General features: G+C 52.5%; 11 protein-coding genes. 6 read left to right on the top strand and 5 right to left on the bottom strand.

Annotated elements, in window-relative coordinates:
• Position 1 precedes the first annotated feature (1 nt).
• Genes ACHZA2_RS02485 through ACHZA2_RS02475 form a run of 3 tightly spaced genes read left to right on the top strand, consistent with a single transcriptional unit; the run spans position 2 to position 7,465 of the window.
• Positions 2 to 3,691 carry a DUF3821 domain-containing protein gene (locus tag ACHZA2_RS02485; protein WP_319578400.1) on the top strand — a complete coding sequence of 1,230 codons (3,690 nt, stop codon included), beginning with the start codon at positions 2 to 4 and terminating at the stop codon, positions 3,689 to 3,691.
• A 5-nt stretch (positions 3,692 to 3,696) separates the two neighbouring features.
• Positions 3,697 to 6,333 carry a PKD domain-containing protein gene (locus ACHZA2_RS02480; RefSeq protein ID WP_319578399.1) on the top strand — a complete coding sequence of 879 codons (2,637 nt, stop codon included), beginning with the start codon at positions 3,697 to 3,699 and terminating at the stop codon, positions 6,331 to 6,333.
• A 49-nt stretch (positions 6,334 to 6,382) separates the two neighbouring features.
• Positions 6,383 to 7,465 (top strand): hypothetical protein, encoded by a 1,083-nt coding sequence (locus ACHZA2_RS02475; protein ID WP_319578398.1) that lies wholly within the window; start codon positions 6,383 to 6,385, stop codon positions 7,463 to 7,465.
• 103 nt (positions 7,466 to 7,568) lie between these two features.
• Here ACHZA2_RS02475 and ACHZA2_RS02470 read toward each other — a convergent pair whose 3' ends face one another.
• Positions 7,569 to 9,338, bottom strand: coding sequence for a ribosome biogenesis/translation initiation ATPase RLI (locus ACHZA2_RS02470; protein WP_319578397.1), 1,770 nt, complete (start codon positions 9,336 to 9,338; stop codon positions 7,569 to 7,571).
• A 6-nt stretch (positions 9,339 to 9,344) separates the two neighbouring features.
• Positions 9,345 to 9,713: a hypothetical protein gene (locus ACHZA2_RS02465; RefSeq protein WP_319578396.1), complete on the bottom strand. Its 369-nt coding sequence runs from the start codon at positions 9,711 to 9,713 to the stop codon at positions 9,345 to 9,347.
• Between the two features lie 58 nt (positions 9,714 to 9,771).
• On the opposite strand from ACHZA2_RS02465, the gene rqcH reads away from it, so the two are divergent.
• Together rqcH and ACHZA2_RS02455 are read left to right on the top strand one after the other, a co-directional pair.
• Positions 9,772 to 11,667 carry a ribosome rescue protein RqcH gene (gene rqcH / locus ACHZA2_RS02460; RefSeq protein ID WP_319578395.1) on the top strand — a complete coding sequence of 632 codons (1,896 nt, stop codon included), beginning with the start codon at positions 9,772 to 9,774 and terminating at the stop codon, positions 11,665 to 11,667.
• Between the two features lie 12 nt (positions 11,668 to 11,679).
• Positions 11,680 to 12,705: an mRNA surveillance protein pelota gene (locus ACHZA2_RS02455; RefSeq protein ID WP_319578394.1), complete on the top strand. Its 1,026-nt coding sequence runs from the start codon at positions 11,680 to 11,682 to the stop codon at positions 12,703 to 12,705.
• Positions 12,706 to 12,733: 28 nt separating this feature from the next.
• Here ACHZA2_RS02455 and ACHZA2_RS02450 read toward each other — a convergent pair whose 3' ends face one another.
• Positions 12,734 to 13,525 carry an exodeoxyribonuclease III gene (locus ACHZA2_RS02450; RefSeq protein ID WP_319578393.1) on the bottom strand — a complete coding sequence of 264 codons (792 nt, stop codon included), beginning with the start codon at positions 13,523 to 13,525 and terminating at the stop codon, positions 12,734 to 12,736.
• A gap of 38 nt (positions 13,526 to 13,563) precedes the next feature.
• Entirely contained in the window at positions 13,564 to 14,286 is a 723-nt protein-coding gene (locus tag ACHZA2_RS02445; RefSeq protein WP_319578392.1) for a TIM barrel protein, read from the bottom strand.
• Positions 14,287 to 14,448: 162 nt separating this feature from the next.
• On the opposite strand from ACHZA2_RS02445, the gene ACHZA2_RS02440 reads away from it, so the two are divergent.
• On the top strand, positions 14,449 to 14,640 hold the full coding sequence (locus ACHZA2_RS02440) for a DUF1858 domain-containing protein (RefSeq protein ID WP_319578391.1): 192 nt from the start codon (positions 14,449 to 14,451) through the stop codon (positions 14,638 to 14,640).
• A gap of 99 nt (positions 14,641 to 14,739) precedes the next feature.
• Here ACHZA2_RS02440 and mch read toward each other — a convergent pair whose 3' ends face one another.
• Positions 14,740 to 15,687 (bottom strand): methenyltetrahydromethanopterin cyclohydrolase, encoded by a 948-nt coding sequence (mch, locus tag ACHZA2_RS02435; RefSeq protein WP_319540379.1) that lies wholly within the window; start codon positions 15,685 to 15,687, stop codon positions 14,740 to 14,742.
• Between the last annotated feature and the right edge of the window lie 75 nt (positions 15,688 to 15,762).

Below are 15,762 nucleotides of genomic sequence, written 5' to 3'. Positions count from 1 at the left end.
GATGACATCCATACTCAGACGAATACTGATCTGTGCCCTCCTCCTCCTGGTTATCGGGGGAGGAATGGCCGTATCTGCAGAAGAGATAAAGCAGGTACTTCCAGAGTTCCTTACCGGAACTGCATACATCGGGAGTGCCAATGCCTCTCCCGGCCTTGTAATTTCTGCAGACATTGAAGGAGTCGATGCAGGTAGTGCTACCGTAGTCTCAAACGGGATATATGGTAGTGAAACCAGCCCGATGATGGTCCAGTCCGGTGCAAACGAATCTCTTCGTGGTGCAACCGTGACCTTCTGGCTCAACGGAGTTCAGGCAGAAGAGACCACCACCTACGAACCAGGGATTACCCTTCCACTTGACCTTCACTTCCCAAGTGCTGCCCTGAGCAAACTCAGTGTAGTTCCCCAGGGAGGAGATGTCTTCCTTGGAGAAGAAGGCCTTGATGTCTCACTCTTCCTCAACGATGGAGACACAATTGCATGGTTCAGTGCAACATCAGACAAGGCTCTGACCGAACCTGCAGCAACAATCACAATAGACAGTGCAAAGAGTTTCTTTATCGATCCGTCCCAGTTCACTGACAAACTCGGATACTGGTGGATCTGGAGCGGTTCAAAAGCCAAACAGGTTGCCTTCATCGTGAAGGATCCAACCCTTGGAATGCGGATCTGGAACCAGAACGAAGATCAGGATATCGCCAATGACGGCAGCAAGATTCCTGTCGGCAACATGGTCAACTTCCGCCTTGAGACCAACCTGTATTCTGCAATCACCCAGCGTGGTGCAAACCTTACTGATGCAGACAAAGGCATCATCAACATTGTAGGTTCCTCTAACACAACCCAGGTAACCTACCAGACCCTTCAGGGAACACTGGCAAACGTATCCGGACAGGACATCTCACTCAGAAAACTTGTCGTCAGTACAAACCCATGGTTCTGGCCAAAGAACGACAAGGTAACTTCAGGATGGAATACCGGAGCACTGGCAACAGATGAGTCCCGCCTCTATCCAAATGGTGAGTACAAGTTCTACGCAGAAGTTAACCTGAACAACATCAAGAAGAACTACACCGGAACTGCAGTCGGCCACTCTGTCTCATCCACCATCAGTGCCACACTCGTTGATGAGAGCATCGAGGTTGCAATCAACTCTACCAGCATCACCCGTGGAAACTCGTTCTATGTTACCATAGGAGGAAAACCGGGCAAGAAGTATATCATCTCGATCATGGAGTGTCCGAACAGTACAACCAGTGTTACTGATTGTGGTGACCTCAAGATGAGTGGTGCAGCATGCGAACGCCCACCAATGATCGAGCCGAACCAGTCAGGAGTTGCAAACGGAAAGATCGTCTTTGATCCGGAAGCCGGAGCATTTACAATTGGTGAGACTGCCCTTGCACCGGATTGCTGTGGCAGAGCCAAGGTAATCAGGGACACTGTTCCAACCGATGACAAACCGAATGCAAAGGATGTACTCTACAACGGTGTCTACTATTACGCAGAGGTAACCACAGACGGTGACAACGATCCGTCTCCTGGATACAGGACTGTTCAGTTCAATGCAGGAGCCGACATTGCACCAGACCGCACCTACCGTATCCATGTGCAGAACGTGGACTCTGACCCGAGCAAGGTTCTCACCGGTGACAACCTGATAACAGTCAACAAGGGTGCCATCACCATGAGCATCAACGGCACTGCACCGTTCTACCTTGGCGACTCGATCACTCTGTCAGGAACCAACACCGACTCTGACTACGTTTACCTCTTCATGACCGGGGCAAACTGCCAGAACAAGTGCGGTAATGACCTGCTCTACATCAAGAAGGCAGACGCAGCAAACAATGTAGTTCAGCCGTTCCTTGACTCGATCAACTACGGTTGTATTGAGGAAGCAGAACAGTTCACTGCAATCAAGGTCCCGGTCAAGAACGATGGAACCTGGAAGTATGTCTGGAAGACGGCTAACGTCCCGATCAACCCGGGAAGCTACACCATCTATGCATCCAGCCTTCCGGTCAACGCCTGCTGTGTCGAATGTGCATGCACTGCGGTGACAACCGCCGACATCACGCTTGATGAGCCATGCTTTGCAGGAGTCATCACACCCGACACGATCACAAAACCGATCGAGTGCTGTGCTAGCGGATGCAAGGCAACCTCACTCGACGAGGTTCTGCTCGAAGGTTCAGCATGCGGATTCCCGCACACCGGTAGTGGCAACAACAGCACCAGCGAACTGAACATGTGGATCTTCGGCGAAAGCAAGGTCGGTAACGACAAGTATGTCAACGCCAAGATTCCGGTGTACAACGATGACACGTTTAAGATCAACCTGCTCAACTACCTGCAGTTCTGTGATCTCAAACCCGGTGAGTACACTGTCATCCTTCAGCACCCGATGTACAACCACAAGTTCGATCTCCTCAAGGAGACCGATGTCAGATCAGCAGTTGATCCGAACCAGATCTGGATGGTAACCTCCTATCCGATCGAGTGGAGCAAACTCTTCCCACTTGATGGACCAGGATACTACCAGGGAAGCCAGGCTGTCAGCGAGATCAAGAAGTACGACGAAGAGAACCTGATTGATGATCAGTTCCTCTACCTCAACTTCACCCTTGTTGACAACCGGGTTCCGACTGCAGCATTCACCGGAACCCCGACATCAGGGAACAAGCCACTTGAGGTTCAGTTCACTGACAAGTCGACCGGTGACGACCTGACCTCCTGGACCTGGGACTTTGGGGACAAGACCACCTCAACTGATCAGAACCCGAAGCACACCTACAGTGAGGCAGGCAAGTACTCAGTCACTCTCACCGTGATGAACAACAACGGTGACAAGGACTCAACATCAGTAGTGGATTACATCACTGTCAGAGACTCGACCATCAACGCAGACTTCTCGGCTGCCCCCACATCAGGAGCAGCACCATTGAAGGTGCAGTTCACTGACAAGACAACCGGATCCCCGAGCAACTGGTTCTGGGACTTCGGTGACGGATCAACCTCTACCGGTGTCAAGGATCCGGTGCACACCTACCAGTTTGGTGGGAAGTACACGGTAACGCTGACAGCAACACTCGGTGACGAGGTTGACCGTGAGGTGAAGAAGGATTACATCCAGGTCGCAGGCGGACCGCAGCCGACTATCACACCGTCTCCGATCGACCCGACCAACATCACTCTCTACAGTGGATGGAACTTCGTTTCTGTTGCACGGACACTCTCTGACTCAGCATCCAATGCAAGCGATGTCTTTGGCAGGGTACCAACCGGCGGGCACGCGATCTGGAGTTATGATCCGTTAAGCCAGTACTGGGACCAGGTTCTGACCAGCACAAAGATTGAGCCACTCTACGGATACTGGGTCTACTCAGTCTCACAGACCACAATCAACCTGACATTCAAGAACAACGTGGTTCAGACTCCGCCAACCAGAAGCCTCCCGTCAGGATGGGCAGCGGTTGGATTTACCGGTGCAACTCCGGCACCTGCAAAGGATACATTCAGCTCGGTGAAGAGCTCGTGGATCTATGCCCGCGGATTTGATAATCAGCGGCAGCAGTGGGAACAGACCATGGTCAACGGTGGCCAGGGTGAGAACACCTATCTCTATCCATCAAAGGGATACTGGCTCTACATGGAGACTGCCGGTACCCTTGCTGCAATCGGTGTGTGAGAAAAATGTCAGTAGTATCTGTAGCCTCACGGGCAGGCCTGGCTACAATACTCCTTTTTTCCCTGATAACAATTGCATTAGCCGGTGCTCCGGCACTTCCGTGTGAATTCTACGGAACGGTCACCATCGGGGGCAGTCCAGCTCCTGTGGGAACTATTGTTGTAGCAAAATTGGGAGACCAGGAGCGTGGTCAGTTTGTCCTTGAGACTGAAGAAACCCTTGGAGGGGCCGGAACATTTGACAAACGACTAAAGGTCGTAGCAGAAGATTCTGATCTCTCCGGAGGAACGCCGAAGGTTACGTTCTGGATTGACGGTCAGAAGGCAACTCCTGAATCGTCATTTGTCCCGGGAACAAGCAATGAAGTGCAACTCTCACTTGGTGGAGAACCTGCTGCAGCAAAGACAAGTGAGCCGTCAGTAGCGCCGGCTCCTGCACCTGTGGAGAAACAGGCAGAGCAGTCTTCCGAGCCGACTGCACGGGTAACTGCAGTTCCGATCCCGCTTCCGCCATCACCAGATCCATCGATCCCCGTGATGCCGTTGCCAGAAATTCAGCCTGGAACTCCTGATGAGATCTCTGCTGATTTTCGCTCTGACGTTCAGTCCGGAGCAGAACCCCTTACTGTCCATTTCAAGGATCTGTCGTCCGGACAACCCACGATGTGGTCCTGGGACTTTGGTGACGGGGCAAGCGACATGGTTGCTGATCCGGTTCATACCTATGACAAGGCAGGAACCTATTCTGTCACTCTCACAGTCTCATCCCAGACCGGAGGAACTGATACCGAGACAAAGTCCGGGTACATAACCGTTGTCAAGCAGGGCAAGTTCGCAGCAGACTTCACTGCCGATCCAATGTCCGGCAAGGCGCCTCTCACTGTTCATTTCAGGGACACATCGAGTGGTATGCCTGGCTCATGGAAATGGGACTTTGGTGACGGCCAGACCGACACACAGAAGGATCCCGTACATCAGTATGAACTGCCTGGAACCTACACCGTCTCACTCATGGTAAAAGATGCCCATGGAACAGAGAGTTCCAAGCAGAAGGATGCATTCATCACTGTAACGGTTCCTGGCGGGCTTGAGGCAGACTTCACCGCCGAACCTGTGAACGGTGTTGCTCCACTCAGCGTCAGGTTCACCGATCACTCCCAGGGTGCACCAACTCTCTGGTCCTGGGACTTTGGCGATGGGAAGTCGGATCTGGTTGCAAACCCGGTTCATGTCTTTGACAATCCAGGAAATTACACCGTCACCCTGACCATCACAAACCAGGAAGGGGCCATCTCCACCAAGATACGGAAAGAGTACGTAAAGACGATGGTGGAGCCCACACCGGTTCCGACGATGACTGTTCTGCCGGTTCCGCAGGTTCCTGAAAGCTTCTACGGCACTGTTGAACTCTATGGTCAGCCGATTACGGTTGGTGGAACTGTAGAAGCCCGGGCAACCGGGTATAACGTCAGTGGCCAGTATAACCCGATCAAGACTGCAAAAGGAATCTTTGGAAAGACAGGTACATTCTCGCCAAAACTACAGATCCAGGGAATTCCGGCAGGCACTGATCTTGAGTTCTACGTTGCTGACGAGAGTTACAGCCAGCTCCGTGCCTATGTGAAAGCAGAGAATGGATCGCTCCTCTGGACAATACCGTATGAACCAGGTAAGGAGAAGAGTCTTGATCTGGTGGCAACCGGCCGCCAGCCTGATGTTATCCCGCCGATCCCCGTGACGCCCGTTCCAACAAGCGACTGTCCGGGTGTTCCGTCGATCCCGATGACCTTCTCTGGAGATGTCCATATTCACACCGGTGATGAATATCTCGAAGAGAACAGTTCCTGTGAGAACTGCGATCCAAACGGGGTTGTGGACACGGTTATCGAAGCCAGGATCGAAGGGTATGATGTGAGTGGTTCACAGAACCCGATCACCATGACCTCGGCTGCATACTTTGGTGGCGGTAATAGTTCCTGGGCTGACAAACTTGCAGTGCAGGGCAGATGTGTTCCTGAAGGAGCCAACATCACATTCTGGGTCACTGCCCCGAACTGGCAGGTTGCAGCTCCGGCAATGATCCGTGACGGTTCAAACTTCACCAGCGATGTCACATACAGTACATCGACAGAGAATGAGAACCTGCACCTGTGGGTCGGAGCAGTCCCGACGGCAATTCCAACAGTCACCCCGACACCAACTCCCGAAGCCTGGTCACCGCAGAAGTTCTACGGAAAGGCCGAGTTTAACGGGTATCCGCTGCGGGTAGGTGACCGGGTCATGGCAACAACCGAGGGCGTTGATCTCAACAGCCCGACTAATCCGATCTCTGTTGCAAAGTTCGGTGATTTCGGTGACCCCGAGGGCAATGAGATGCTCACCGTCGAGGTTCCGTATACCGCTCTGAATCAGAGTGACCCGATCACCTTCTGGATCAAGCCACAGGGCTTTGAATACTGGTACAAGGCACGGGTAAAAAATCCGTTGTCAACAGATACCTGGAAACAGAGTTATCCGTTTACTCCAGGTTCTATAACGAACCTGCAGATCACCTCCACCGATCGTGAGGAGTTCAAATACTTCTACGATATCGCAACCAATGTCAAAAATGTCATCATGCCTGATGACTACACTGGATGGTAATAGTCAAAGGCAGGGAATTTATTCCCTAATTTTTTTAGAGTGATTTATTATGTCATATATCGAAAACCGCAAGGGTTGGTTTCTGGTCATGTCAGGTCTTGTTATCCTGATGACCTTCTGTATCGCACCTGGTAGCGCCTCTCCCCAGCTTCCCTGTGAATTCTATGGAACCGCAACAAACGGAGGGACTCCGGTTGCTGTCGGAACTGAGATCACCGCATATGTGAACGGTGTGAAACAGGGAAGTATCAGGATCAAGGAGACCGGTAAGTACGGTGGCACAGGAACCTTTGATGAGCGCCTGATCGTTCTCTCCGGAGAGAATGACTTTTCAGGTGGTGCTCCGATGATCACGTTCAAGATCGGAGACACAGTGACAGATCAGTCGGTTCAGTACACCCCTGGAACCAGCGCCGAGATGGCTCTGACAACCGGAGGAGCTCCAGTTGTTGTCAAGCCGGGCACAGGCTCTCAGCCTTCGTCCCAGACTCCAACTGTGGTAACTCCTATGCAGGCACAGCCGGTCACCCCGGCCACATCCAGTGCAGTTCCAGTCCAGGCAGCAGCCCCGGTAGTTACAACTGCACCTGTCTCGATGATGCAGGCCGCATCAGTACCTTCAAGCCCGGTTCAGGCAGCTCCTGTTATTACCGCTGTACCGACTGCAGCAGTTCCTGCATCTTCAGGTTCACCGACGATCCTTTCGATCTCAACCCAGGTCCCGGTGAACAGCAGTTCAGCAACCGCTGTTCCCGCAGTCACCATGGTACCGGTTAATGCAACACCTGTCAAGACCGTTGCTCCGGTTATGACCACAGCCCCGACAGCAGTCCCGACTGCATCAGGTTCAGCTTCGATCCTTTCGGTCTCAACCCAGGTTCCGGTGAACAACACCTCTACAACCTCTGTTCAGAAGACCGAAAATCAGACATCAGTCCCTGTTGTGACCTCAGCACCTGTCGTTCCTGTTAAAACTGCAGCCCCGGTTGCGATTGTCACACCTGCAAACAGTAACCAGACCAATGTCACAGCGAATTCAAGTTCATCTACTTCGAATCTCTCAACTTCATCTGCTCCAACTACTACCACAACGACAGTTTCATTCCCGTCAGGTCAGACTATCAACAAGTAACAAGAACCTGATATCGTTCTTTTTTTCTGATTTGAAAACACGAGTCTGTTGTTATGCTAACGTTGACTTTCTTTTTCTTCAGCCTGAAAAAAAGTGAACCCGATTAATTCTCAGGGTCCTGGTAGTAGTATTCGCCCCTGGCGATCTGATCGCGGTCGAGGAATGATCCCGGCTTGTTTATCCGGGGCCGTCCGCTCTTGTCACGTCTGAAGGTTACATTCAATTCGTTCAGGAACTTGTTCATTCCTTCACGCATGTCAAACGGTCCGGTTGCACGACCTTCGATCCCCGGGGTTCCTTCAAAGACGAGCAGACGTTCACTGATGATATCGATAACATAGATGTCGTGGTCGATCACCAGCACTGCAGCCTCTTTGCCCTCGATCTGCTGCCTGAATACCTTGGTCAGTTTCATCCGCTGCTCTACGTCAAGGTGGGCACTCGGCTCATCAAGCACATAGAGGTCAGCATCCCGAGAGAGACAGACCGCGATCGAGACCCTCTGAAGTTCACCACCTGAAAGAGTGCTTAACGGTGACTGGAGGATCGGTTCTAATGAGAGGGGTTCGATGATATCATGCTGGTATCTGCCAGAGTCAAAGGCCTTTGTGATCTGCCGAAGAGTGAACTCTACCGTATCGGTCGAATCGGCCTTGACATACTGGGGTTTGTAAGAGATCCTTACTGTATCGGTCATCTCCCCTGTATCGGGTTTTACAGCTCCTGCTAGAAGCTGGGCGAATGTCGATTTTCCGATACCATTTGCACCCACAACTCCGATCACTTCACCTGCCCTGATGTCACCGCCGTTCACCTGAAGTGAGAACCGGTCAAACTTCTTTGACATCGGTGGGATCTTCATCAGCTGGCTCTTCTTAGCACCTTCATCGTGGGTCCTGATCTCGAAGGTGACCGGATAATCCCGAATCCTGACGTTCTCTTCTGCAAGGAACCCATCAAGATACTGGTTGATACCGATCCTCACTCCTTTCGGTCTGGTGATGATACCAAAGACTGCAGGTTTACCGTATGCCACATGCACAGTGTCGGCGAGCATGTCAAGGATCGCGATGTCATGCTCTATAAGCACGATAGGCTTCTCTTCTGCAAGCTCTCTGATCACCTGCGCAGCAGCCATCCGCTGATGAATATCAAGGAATGGTGTTATCTCATCAAGGAAGTAGAAGTCTGCCTCGCGGGCAAGGGCAGCGGTGAGTGCAACCCGCTGGAGTTCACCACCCGAAAGGAGTTTGATGTTCTGGTCAAGAATGCCGGTAAGGGAGAGCCTCTCGATATAATGTGAGAGCATCCCTCGTTCATCAGTTGTTTTCAGGAGATCCCTGACCACTCCATCGAATACCTTGGGAATGACATCGATGTACTGAGGCTTGACCGATACCTTTACGTCGCCTTTTGAGAGCAACTGGAGGTACTCGAAGAGTTCAGTCCCGGTGTACTTCTTCAGGATAGTGTCCCATCTGGCCTCTTCATCGAAAAATCCCATGTTCGGGATGAGCTGGCCTGAAAGGATCTTTACCGAGGTTGACTTACCGATACCGTTTGCGCCGAGTACACCGGTGACCTTCCCCTGGATAGGTGCAGGCATTCCGTACAGCACGAAGCTGTTCGGCCCGTACCGGTGTGTAGGATATTCAAGTTCCTCGGGCAGCGTAATGATATCGATGGCCTCAAAGGGACATTTTTTTACACAGATACCGCACCCGACACAGAGTTCCTCAGAGATGAGAGCCTTCCCTTCTTCATCAAGGGCGATGGTCTCATCCCCGGTCCTTACACGGGGACAGTAAAGGATACATTCGCTGCCACATTTGCGGGAGTGACAGCGATCTTTATGAACTACCGCAATTCGCATATGTTATCAGGCTGCCTTCAAGGCAGTGCCGGTGAGGAGGATCGTCCAGGTCACGAACCAGAATGAAAAAGTCATAAAACCCTGGTAGAACCAGTCTTTCTTTTCGAGGGTGTACCGAAGTCTCAATGCCATGAAGATATGTTTCTGGATCATGATGGCGGCGATGAGAACAAGGATAGCAAATACTCCCGAGCCTGACCCGGCTGAGTTGGTTGCCATTCCTTCAAAGAAATAGCAGACGAGACCAGCGAAGAATCCTGCGACAACAGCAATTATCGTCCGGATAATGCGCCCGGTATAGTCGTCAGGTTCAGGAACGGACGCAGGCGCGGCATCAACAGATTCTGGAGCAGTCTGAAGCGATTCTTCTGTCATTCGGGTACCCACTTGTCCTACTTTTTTAGTCTTGAGTCCATATGTAAGTTAGTATTATATGGCAACTCAGCAGGGCATGAGTGGGGTGGATCTCGTAGCGGTAACTGCCGAGTTGCGGCGATTATTACCGCTCTGGGTCCACAAGGTCTACCTCGGAGAAGATCGGATTGCAGCCATCCGGATGAATACCAAGGAGCGGGAGAAGCGGACACTTTTGATCGAGCCGGGACGAAGGCTTCACCTTGTTCCTGAAGTTCCGGAGTTTCCGATCATCCCCCCGGCATTTGCTATGCTGCTGCGCAAATACCTGGCAGGGGGCAGAATCCTTGACATCAGACAACGAGGACTGCAGCGGACAGTCATCATCGATATTCAGAAGTCTGATCAGGTCTACCACCTGATCATCGAGGTCTTCGACATCGGCAATATCATCCTCTGCAACGAGGATTACACAATTGCCCAGCCGCTGACCAGGCAGAAGTTCAAGGACCGCGATGTGCTTCCCGGGATTGTCTACTCGTTTCCACCGCCTGATGTCAGTCTGCAGACCCGTGATGAGTACATCGCCATGCTCAAGGCAGACGATCGTGATATCGTCAGGGCACTTGCAGTCGGATCATTCCTGGGTGGAATGTATGCTGAACAGGTATGCAGGACTGCCGGTATCCCGAAGGAGACACCTGCCGCAGAAGCCGACGGCGGGGTCGTTTATGATGCGATTCATGCCCTTCTTGAGGAAGCACAGGAACATCCGGCAGCGGTTATCACAAAAAGCGGCTGTCATCCGGTGATCACAGCCGACCCGACTCTGCAGGGTCCCTTCCCGACATTCAGCGATGCACTGGTCGTCTACTATCCGAAGAAGGTACGAGAGGTAAAAGAGGCAAGGCCGAAGATCTCTCGTGAAGAACGGATACGGCGCCAGCAGGAAGAGTCTGTCAAAAAGTTCGAGCGGCAGATCAAGCGGTACGAAGAGATCGTCGAGAAGATCTATGAAGAGTACTCCTTTGTTCAGGAAGTAATCAACACCCTGGGTACTGCAGCAAAGAGGAAATCCTGGCAGGAGATAGAGGATATTCTCAAGGCTGACAATTCGGGTGTTGGGACGCGGATAAAGCAGGTCTATCCAGCCGAAGCAGCAGTGGATCTTGATCTCGGGGCCATAGTAAAGATCTTTGTTCATGAGACCGTGGAGCAGAATGCTGGACGGAACTACGATCAGATCAAGAAGTTCAAGAAGAAACTGACCGGTGCCAGGGCTGCGATGGAGCGACAGATCCAGCAGCCGGTCAGAAAGGCTGCCGGCTATGTCAAACCAAAGAACAAATGGTTCCACCGGTTCCGCTGGTTCTATACTTCTGATGGCGTCCTTGTCATCGGCGGCCGTGATGCCGGTCAGAACGAGGATCTCGTGAAGAAATACCTGGAAGGCGGAGACACCTTTCTCCATGCCGACATTCACGGGGCCAGTGTGATCGTTGTAAAAGGAAAGACCGAACATTGGGATGAGGTCTCCCGGTTTGCTGCAGCCTACTCGGGTGCCTGGAGATCCGGATTCGGTACCGCTGATGTCTATGCAGCACGACCTGACCAGGTCTCAAAGACGGCTGAGTCAGGAGAATATCTCTCACGTGGTTCGTTCGTGGTCAGGGGTGAGAGGCAGTGGTTTAAGTCTGTTCCCCTTGAGGTTGCGATTGGCCTGCAGAAGAAACCTGAGACCCGGATCATCGGAGGGCCAGCTTCTGCCGTGCAGAACCGTGCCGAACTGTTTCTGCTTCTGACACCGGGAACCTTTGAACCAAATGATGTGGCAAAGAAAGTTGTCAGGGTGCTTCGCGACCGCCTTCCTGAGTCAGAACAGAAGGCACTCAAGTTTGCACTCAACACCGAGTCAATTGCAGCCTTTGTTCCGCCAGGCGGATCTGACATCAGGGAAGAAACGAAATCAGGCTGAAATGAGAGGGGTATGAAGGCTGATATCGGTGAACTCCAGCGCTCATTCGGGGAGATTAAACTCTTTCCCGAGTCATCAGACGACCTCTGGCATCTGAAACACCTGGTGGTCCCGGGCTGTCTTGTTTTTGCAACAACACTCCGGAGTGTTGAAGGAGCAACCGACAAGTTGAGGCCTGAGAAGCAGGAGAAGCGACCAGTGCGGCTTGGCATCAGAGTTGAACAGGTTGAGTTCCATGAGTATGCGATCCGGCTGCGGGTCTTCGGAATCATCGAGCAGGGGGTAGACGAGGGCTCACATCATACCCTGAACCTGGAGCCCGGATATGAGATATCGGTGATCAGAACCTGGCACCAGGCAGACCTTGACCGGATCGACCGTGCTGTGAAGAGTGCAGGCGCTGAAGCAGTACATATCCTGGCGATTGAGGAGGGTGATGCCGAGCTCTACCGGATGCACAGTTACGGCCCGCGGCTGATCTTCTCGCTCACAGCCGGAAGCGGGAAAGGGATGGAGTGCAGCACGAGGCAGGATCTCTACGATGCTGTCAGTGCAATCCTGGAGCCGGTGACCGGACCGCTCGTCGTCGCCGGTCCCGGGTTCATCAAGGAGGATTTTGCACGGCGCCTCAAATCCCTGCAACCAAGCCGTGCCGGTGCAGTGCTGGTCATCGAGACTCGCCGGAGCGGCAGGGGAGCAGTCCAGGAGGTGATCGGGCAGGGTGTGCTTGAAAAGCTCACCGGTGATCTGCAGCTTGCACGTGAGGTCAGGTTCCTTGACGAACTCATGGCACGGATCGCGAAAGGCGAGCCTGTAGCATATGGAGAACTGGAGGTCTCTGACGCTGTGAAGTTCGGGGCTGCCGAGACCCTGCTGATTGCAGATACCGGTCTTCATAACCCCTCCGTGATTGCACTCGTCACCGAGGCTGAAGCGATGAGGGCTGATGTGGTGATCCTCTCGACAGAGTTTGAACCCGGCCAGCGGCTTGAGAAACTCGGAGGAGTTGCAGCCCTGCTCAGGTACCCGATCTCGTAACCAGCGCTACTCTGATTCAACCTGATGTTCAGAACGAGAGCACCAGTTCGACCGGGCAGTGATCAGATCCCATCACATCGCTGCGGATCAGCGATGCTTCTACGTTCTCTCTCATCCGTTCGTTCACAAAGAAGTAGTCGATACGCCAGCCGACATTGCGTGACCGTGCCCTGGTCTTGTAGTCCCACCAGGTGTAATGGCCTCCTTCTGATTCAAAGAGCCTGAAGGTGTCGATGAACCCTGCGTCTACGAGGAGGTCGAGCCATCTGCGTTCTACCGGGAGAAACCCGGATACACTCTCATTCTCTTTCGGCCTTGCGAGATCGACCGGGTGATGGGCGGTGTTGACATCCCCGCAGATGACAATTCGCTCTCCTGCTGCTTCTCGTTCCCTGATATGATTCAGAAATGCATCATAGAACCTGAGTTTGAATGCAAGCCTTTCCTCTGATGCTCCTCCGTTTGGGAAGTAGATCGTATACAGGGTGAACTCGGGGTACCTTGCGATGATCGTCCTCCCCTCGTGGTCAAACTCATCAGCACCGAACCCATACGAGATCTCCTCAGGTTCTTTCTTTGAATAGAGCGCAACCCCGCTGTATCCCTTCCGCTCTGCCGGGTTCAGATAAAAGAAATAGTCACCGATCCGCCCGAGACCTGCCGGCAGGCTCTTCGCATCAACCTTGGTCTCCTGCAGACCGCAGATGTCAGGCTGATCATGGAGCAGAAAGTCCGGAAATGTTCTGCCATCATGAACCTCCTTTCCTGCTATTGCACGCAGGCCATTCACGTTCCATGAAAGGATCCTGTACCTTGTCATTCATCTCCCCTGATCGAGTGAGCACTGCTGGCTGGCAGTTATCCGATACCAAACTCCCTGAGTGCCCTGATACTATTATAGGCCCCCCGGTAGGTCGGGACATCCACAACTCCCTGGGCACCGTGGGCATACATCGCAGTAGCAATTGTGCTGAAGTTGATCGATCCCTGACCCACCTCCTGGTGATCTTCGGAGATCCCCTTACAGTCGTAGAGGTACATGTACCTGCTCGCTCCGTCATGCAGAAATTGCGGGAGACATCCGTTTGCATGGGCATGCCCGATATCAAGGGCAAGGGGGACCTGACTGACCATCCCGAGGTCTTCGGGCGTTCTGAGCAGGTACTTCGACCACCTGCCGGTGTTCCTGATAAGGAACCTGACCCCGTACTCATCGGCAGCCTGAATCAGATCCCTGCTTGACCGTGAGAGCTGCTTGCGTGCCTGTGCAAATTCTGAAGAGGACGTCAGGTATCCGGGGTTCACGATGACATCAGCGTTCACCTCGGCAGCAAATGTGAACCGTTCGACGACCACGGCTACCGATGCCTGCCTGACCGGTTCAAGAATACTTGACAGGTTGATGTCAAGCTGTGGCAGACGTATCGAGTACCGGTACGGAAACGACTCAAGAAGGCTTACCGAGGGGATGCGATGAGCTCCCCCATCAATAATCTCGACTCCCCTGGTAAGCGATCCCAGATTCTCAAGCGTAACCTCAAGCGGAGAATCTTTTAAACAACGGGTGGATATCCAGAGCATGATCTAAACAGGTATCAGACCGGGTGACTGCCCTCCGAGTACCTTTCTCCTGAGGGTGTATGTGATCTCCAGGTATCAATCTGTTTCGTAATAATTCTGACAGAGGGGTCTGGGGATCCTCTACCGTATCTTTTTTCCATACTGATCTGCAACATAGTACACATGGCAGTAAATAAGGACTCAACCATTCTTGAGGTTCTTCAGGCAAACCCTGATGCCGGAGCGGTCTTTGCACGATTTGGCATGGGCTGCGTCGGATGTGCGATCAGCCGTGGCGAGACTGTCAGCGAGGCTGCTGCTGCTCACGGTATTCCTCTCGCAGATCTTCTCAGTGCCCTCGGTATCGAGGCATAATTCTTTTTTTAAGTTCCTCACGTCTGGCACTCGAAATTACATTCCTAAAACTCAGTCAGTATCCTGACTCTCTTCGGAAAAAAAGGAGTATCGGTATTCTTACTCGTAGCCGAAGGACTTGAGGACTACATCAGGGTTAACAGCCCCGACATGGTACACCTTGCCCTCAGTCAGCTCGTTGATGGTGACTTCGGCTGGTGAGAAGAGCGACGTGTCGATCTGATAGAAATCAAAGTTTGCTTCCTTGAAGATCTCATAGAACGGCTTGCCGTATCCCTTTGACTTGTTGCTTGGGATCTTGTCGAGGTAATCCTTGATCTCAGGTGCTTTCATCGTAAGGTTGATCTGACCGTGGTAGATGGTTGCATCATTGGTCGTGCCCATTGCCTTGGTTGCATCTGCCTTTACCGGCGGAATGGGTGCACAGCCGATGGCTGCGGTGATCTTCTTGGTGTCAAACCCGAGTTCGTTCAACTTGTAGATCGCGGTCTCGACGCAGCGTCCGGAAACCTGGATAGAACCGACGATGGACGCGGTTGGTGCAACTACTGCACAGAGGTTCTCAACCTCAATACCGCATTCCTTTGCGATCTTCTCCATAACCTCACCGTTTGGCAGGTGATCAGATTCAAGTGCGATGACTGCATCGTCGCTCTCGTCCTCGTATCCGATGACCTCAAAGGTGTGCTTTGGCTTGAGTGCAAGTGCCCGGGCAGGCCCTGAACCCATAGCAAAGTAGTTGCCAACCTTAACTGTCCATCCGGCCTTCTGTGCACCTAGACATGAGATCGCGGGAAAGTCGGTGCTGACCTCGATGAAAGGCATCGGCACGTCCTTTATCTGTCCCATCCTGAAGTTGACCTCTCCAAGACCGCCCATACAGATTTCAGTAAATGCTCGACCTGCAGCGTATCCACCGGCAACAGAGACACCACAGTCCACGATCTTGGCACCGTTGTCAAGTTCATGGTATGCGACATTAAAATCTTCAGAATAGTTTGCGAGATTATCGAATATCTCAAGAGCTAATTCATTAACACTTATCACGTTCGAACCCCCATGGAGTACACTTACATCTGGGATGGAACTGTATTGAAGACTTCGATTCCGTCTTAGAACGCC

The sequence above is a fragment of the uncultured Methanospirillum sp. genome (assembly GCF_963668415.2).
In the GTDB taxonomy this organism is placed as follows: Archaea; Halobacteriota; Methanomicrobia; order Methanomicrobiales; family Methanospirillaceae; genus Methanospirillum.
The sequence above is the reverse complement of the archived record's forward strand: the minus strand, read 5'-3'. Positions and strand labels throughout refer to the sequence as shown.

What these genes read in the sequence shown, in the direction of transcription:
- ACHZA2_RS02485 (WP_319578400.1), top strand. Translation starts at nt 2, where the DNA reads ATGACATCCATACTCAGACGAATACTGATCTGTGCCCTCCTCCTCCTG.
- ACHZA2_RS02480 (WP_319578399.1), top strand. Translation starts at nt 3,697, where the DNA reads ATGTCAGTAGTATCTGTAGCCTCACGGGCAGGCCTGGCTACAATACTC.
- ACHZA2_RS02475 (WP_319578398.1), top strand. Translation starts at nt 6,383, where the DNA reads ATGTCATATATCGAAAACCGCAAGGGTTGGTTTCTGGTCATGTCAGGT.
- ACHZA2_RS02470 (WP_319578397.1), bottom strand. Translation starts at nt 9,338, where the DNA reads ATGCGAATTGCGGTAGTTCATAAAGATCGCTGTCACTCCCGCAAATGT.
- ACHZA2_RS02465 (WP_319578396.1), bottom strand. Translation starts at nt 9,713, where the DNA reads ATGACAGAAGAATCGCTTCAGACTGCTCCAGAATCTGTTGATGCCGCG.
- rqcH (WP_319578395.1), top strand. Translation starts at nt 9,772, where the DNA reads ATGGCAACTCAGCAGGGCATGAGTGGGGTGGATCTCGTAGCGGTAACT.
- ACHZA2_RS02455 (WP_319578394.1), top strand. Translation starts at nt 11,680, where the DNA reads ATGAAGGCTGATATCGGTGAACTCCAGCGCTCATTCGGGGAGATTAAA.
- ACHZA2_RS02450 (WP_319578393.1), bottom strand. Translation starts at nt 13,525, where the DNA reads ATGACAAGGTACAGGATCCTTTCATGGAACGTGAATGGCCTGCGTGCA.
- ACHZA2_RS02445 (WP_319578392.1), bottom strand. Translation starts at nt 14,286, where the DNA reads ATGCTCTGGATATCCACCCGTTGTTTAAAAGATTCTCCGCTTGAGGTT.
- ACHZA2_RS02440 (WP_319578391.1), top strand. Translation starts at nt 14,449, where the DNA reads ATGGCAGTAAATAAGGACTCAACCATTCTTGAGGTTCTTCAGGCAAAC.